The sequence below is a fragment of the Streptomyces sp. NPDC059564 genome, from assembly GCF_042735575.1.
Classification (GTDB): Bacteria; Actinomycetota; Actinomycetes; order Streptomycetales; family Streptomycetaceae; genus Streptomyces.
On record NZ_JBHWBP010000492.1, the window covers coordinates 1 to 4,403 of the forward strand.

The following is a 4,403-nucleotide window of genomic DNA, read 5'->3' on the forward strand; positions in this document are numbered from 1 at the left end:
GCGGCACCCGGTGTTCCGGGTGCCGCCCTGAGGCGTTTCCTGTGCGGGGCGCGGTGCTACTCGCGCATGACCTCGGGCTCGTGGCGGCGCAGCAGCCGGGCCACGGCGAAGCCGCAGATGATGCCGAGCAGCAGCAGGACCGAGACGTCCAGGAACCACTGGCCGGCGGTGGGGTCCCACAGCGGGTCGGTGTTGGTGGGGTTCTCGGGGTCCCACGGCGCCATGAGCTTGCCGAGGTTCAGGGTGGTGCCCGCGGCGGCGATGGACCAGCGCGAGGGCATCAGGTAGGCGAACTGCTCCAGGCCGATCTTGTCGTACAGCTGGAACAGGATGCCGGTGAAGACGACCTGGATGATCGCGAACATGACGAGCAGCGGCATGGTCTTCTCGGCGGTCTTCACCAGCGAGGAGATCACGAGGCCGAACATCATCGCGGTGAGGCCCAGCGCGCTGACCGAGATGCACAGCTCAACGGCCGGCGGCATGAGCAGGCCCTCGGCGGGCAGCTTGCGCGGGGTGAAGGCGATGGCGCAGATGATCACGCCCTGGATGATCGTGATCACGCCGAGGACGATCACCTTCGACATGAGGTACGCGGACCGGGACAGGCCGGTCGCGCGCTCACGTTCGTAGATGACGCGTTCCTTGATCAGCTCGCGGACCGAGTTGGCGGCGCCCGAGAAGCACATGCCGACCGCGAGGATCAGCATGATCGTGCCGGCGTCGCCGTTGAAGCGGCTCGGCGGGGTCGGCGGTGCCAGGCCGAACTTCGCGGGGATCACCGTGGAGACGACGCCCAGGACCGCGGGCAGCAGCACCATCAGGGCCAGGAAGCCCTTGTCGGAGGCGATCACCGAGACGTAGCGGCGGATCAGCGTCCACAGCTGCGAACCCCAGCCCTGCGGCTTCGGCGGGTTCATCTGCTGCGGCGTGGGCATCGCGACCGGCTGCGGGGCGACGGAGTCGAGGTCGGCGGCGTAGAGCTGGTAGTGCTGCGAGCCCTTCCAGCGGCCGGCCCAGTCGTAGTCGCGGTAGTTCTCGAAGGCGGAGAACACGTCGGCCCAGGTGGTGTAGCCGAAGAAGTTCAGCGCCTCGTCCGGCGGGCCGAAGTAGGCCACGGAACCGCCCGGGGCCATCACCAGCAGCTTGTCGCACAGCGCCAGCTCGGCGACGGAGTGCGTGACGACGAGGACCGTGCGGCCGTCGTCGGCGAGGCCGCGCAGCAGCTGCATGACGTCGCGGTCCATGCCCGGGTCGAGGCCGGAGGTCGGCTCGTCCAGGAAGATCAGCGAGGGCTTGGTGAGCAGCTCCAGGGCCACGGACACGCGCTTGCGCTGACCACCGGAGAGCGAGGTGATCTTCTTGTCTTTGTGGATGTCGAGCTTGAGCTCGCGCAGCACCTCGTCGATGCGGGCGGCGCGCTCGGACTCGGCGGTGTCGCCCGGGAAGCGGAGCTTGGCCGCGTACTTGAGCGCGGTGCTGACCTTCAGCTCCTTGTGCAGGATGTCGTCCTGCGGGACCAGGCCGATGCGCTGGCGGAGCTCCGCGAACTGCTTGTACAGGTTGCGGTTGTCGTAGAGGACGTCGCCCTCGTTGGCCGGGCGGTAGCCGGTCAGCGCCTTGAGCAGCGTCGACTTGCCGGAGCCGGAGGGGCCGATGACTCCGATGAGCGACTTCTCCGGGACGCCGAAGGTGACGTCCTTGAGGATCTGCTTGCCGCCGTCGACCGTGACCGTGAGGTGGCGGGCCGAGAAGGAGACGTCACCGGTGTCGACGAACTCTTCCAGCCGGTCCCCGACGATCCGGAACGTCGAGTGGCCGACGCCGACGATGTCGTTCGGGCCGAGCAGCGCGGTGCCGGACTTGGCGAGCGGCTGACCGTTGACGTAGGTGCCGTTGTGGCTTCCGAGGTCGTGGATCTCGAAGCGTCCGCCGGTGGAGCGGAACTCCGCGTGGTGGCGCGAGACCTGGAGGTCCGAGACGACGAGCTCGTTCTCCAGGGCACGGCCGATGCGCATGACGCGGCCGACGGCGATCTGGTGGAACGTCGTCGGGCTGCGGTCACCGCCGTGGGCCGGGACGGAGGGCTGCGCCGGGCCGCCGCCGTGCTGCTGCTGCTGCTGCGGCACGTACGGCTGCTGGTGCTGCGGCTGCTGCTGCGGCTGATGGGCCTGCTGCTGCGGCTGCTGGTTCCAGGCGGGCTGCTGCGGCTGCTGCTGGACCGGGGCCTGGTAGGCCGGGGCCTGCTGCTGCGGTGCGTGTGCCTGGGCCTGCTGGGCGACCGGGGCCTGGTAGGCCGGCTGCTGCGCGGCGGCGGCGCCGCTCGGATTCAGCCGCGGGCCGTCGGTCGCGTTGCCCAGGTGGACCGGCGTTCCGGGCACGAGGTCGGTCTGCTGGACCCGGGCACCGTGCACGTACGTGCCGTTGGTGCTGCCGTGGTCCTCGATGACCCAACCCCGGCCGTTCCAGCTGATGGTGGCGTGCCGCCACGACACCCGGGCGTCATCGATCACCACGTCTCCCTGGGGATCGCGCCCCAGCGAGTACGACCTGGACGGATCGAGCGTCCAGGTCCTTCCATTCAATTCCAGTACGAGTTCCGGCACTCCAGCCCCACTTAGGTCCCCCGAGAATCCCCCTGCTGCCAGGGAGTCTAGGGATGGCGAACATCCGGGGGAACTATTTCAGGCCTGGAGCCACATGTGGAATCGGGGCCTTCCGAGGGCGTCTACGTCTGCCCGTTGACGGGGTCGAAAGCCACCCGGAGAGTGAGATAGGGGACTTCTCGGCCGGGCCGCGGCCGGCTGACCCGTCGCGTACCGCTCGGTAGTGATCGGGGGTCACCGCATGCGCCGCGTTGGTTTTCGCTGGGGAGAGGTGCTGCTGTCCGGGGCCGCCGCGGTGGGGTGGTCGGTGGCCGTCATGGCGGGGGTGGCCGCGCTGGGGCTGCGTCTGCTGGGCGCCGACGCGGCGGGCGGGTCGACGGTGGCGTTGACGGCGGCCGTGGTGGTGCTGGCGGTGGGCGGTTCGGTGACGCCGACCGGGGACGTGACGGCGTTCGGGGGCGTGGCGGCCGGCGCGGGGGCGCGGGGTTCGCTGGACGTGATGCCGTTGGGGGTGGCGCTCGCGGGGGCGCTGGTGCTGGGGCTGGTGTTCCTGCGGTCGGTGCGGGCCGGGGCGGGATGGGACGAACTCGGGGCCCGGGTGGCGGTGGTGGGCGTGCTGTTCACCGGTACCGCCGGCGGGCTGGCGTGGGCGGGGCACGACGTGGTCACGGTGCCGGGGCCCGTGCCGGTGCCGCGGGCGCCGGTGACGGTGGGGGTTCCGGGGATCGGGGACATCGGGGGGCTGCTGCCGCTGCCGGACCGGGTCGGGGAGCTGATCCGGGTCCGGGCGCGGGTGGGCTTCGCGGTGGACCTCGCGCCGACGCTGCTGGGTGCGGGGGTGTGGGTGGCGGTGGTGCTGGGGGTGGCGCTGCTGGCCTCGCGGCGCGGTCCGGCGGCGTGGGCCCGGCTGCGGCCCGCGGTGTCGGCGGTGGTGGCGGCGCTGCTGGTGGCGGTGGTGGCCGGGCTGGCCGCGGCCGGGTGGGCGGCCGCGCGGGACGCGCATCCGGGGCGGGTGGCGGGGGCGGCGCTGCTGGGGGCTCCGAACGGGAGCTGGACGGGGGTGCTGCTGGGGCTGTTCGTACCGCTGCGGGGGCGGGCGTCCGGGGAGTTCGGGCGGCTGCTGCCGGATCCGCTCGACCGGCTGATGGGGGTGTCGCGGTGGGAGCCGGTGACGGTGAGCCGGCTGGCGGAGTACGACGGGCGGGTGTGGCTGCTGGTCGCGGGGGCGGGGCTGCTGATGCTGTACGCGGGGGTGCTGGCCGCCGTACGGAGCCCAGGGCGCGGGATCCTGCCGTGCGCGGTGCGGCTGGGGGTGGTGTGCGGGGTGACGCTGGCGGGGCTGGTGTGGCTGACGGGCCTGTCGGCGGACGCGTCGCTCGCGGTGCTCGGGGTCGACGTGGTGGACGCCGATGTGGCCCTCCGGGGCCGTGCGGCCCACGCGGCCCTCCTGGGCACGGCCTGGGGCGCCACCGCCGGCGCCACGGGCGCGACCCTGACCCGCCGCCGGGCCGCTCCCCCGGCCGCCCAACGCCCCGCCGGGCGACCGCCCCCGGCCGCAGCCCCGCCAACGCGCGGTTGGTCCCCGGGCGGGCGGCCCCGGGCCACACCACCGGGCGAGTCGTCCCCGGGCACACCGCCGGGCGGCCCGTCCCCGGACGCACCGACGCCATGGCCGTCCCCGCAAGCGCCGACGGGCGATCCGGACCCGCACCGGGACCCGGACGCCTCCTGGGACGTGACGGTCACCGGGATCCCGCCCCGGCTCCCGCGCCCGGCCCAACCGCCGCGGCGTCCCCC

2 protein-coding genes are annotated in these 4,403 nt (G+C 73.1%); one reads left to right on the forward strand and one right to left on the reverse strand.

All coding sequences use genetic code 11. The annotated features are described in order from the left end of the window. Window positions 1-56: 56 nt before the first annotated feature. Window positions 57-2,606, reverse strand: coding sequence for an FHA domain-containing protein (locus ACFV0Q_RS38790; protein ID WP_385012439.1), 2,550 nt, complete (start codon window positions 2,604-2,606; stop codon window positions 57-59). A gap of 271 nt (window positions 2,607-2,877) precedes the next feature. Between ACFV0Q_RS38790 and ACFV0Q_RS38795 the strand changes: the two genes are divergently transcribed. Then, a partial coding sequence (locus ACFV0Q_RS38795) for a streptophobe family protein (RefSeq protein WP_385012441.1) occupies window positions 2,878-4,403 on the forward strand: 1,526 nt, incomplete at its 3' end.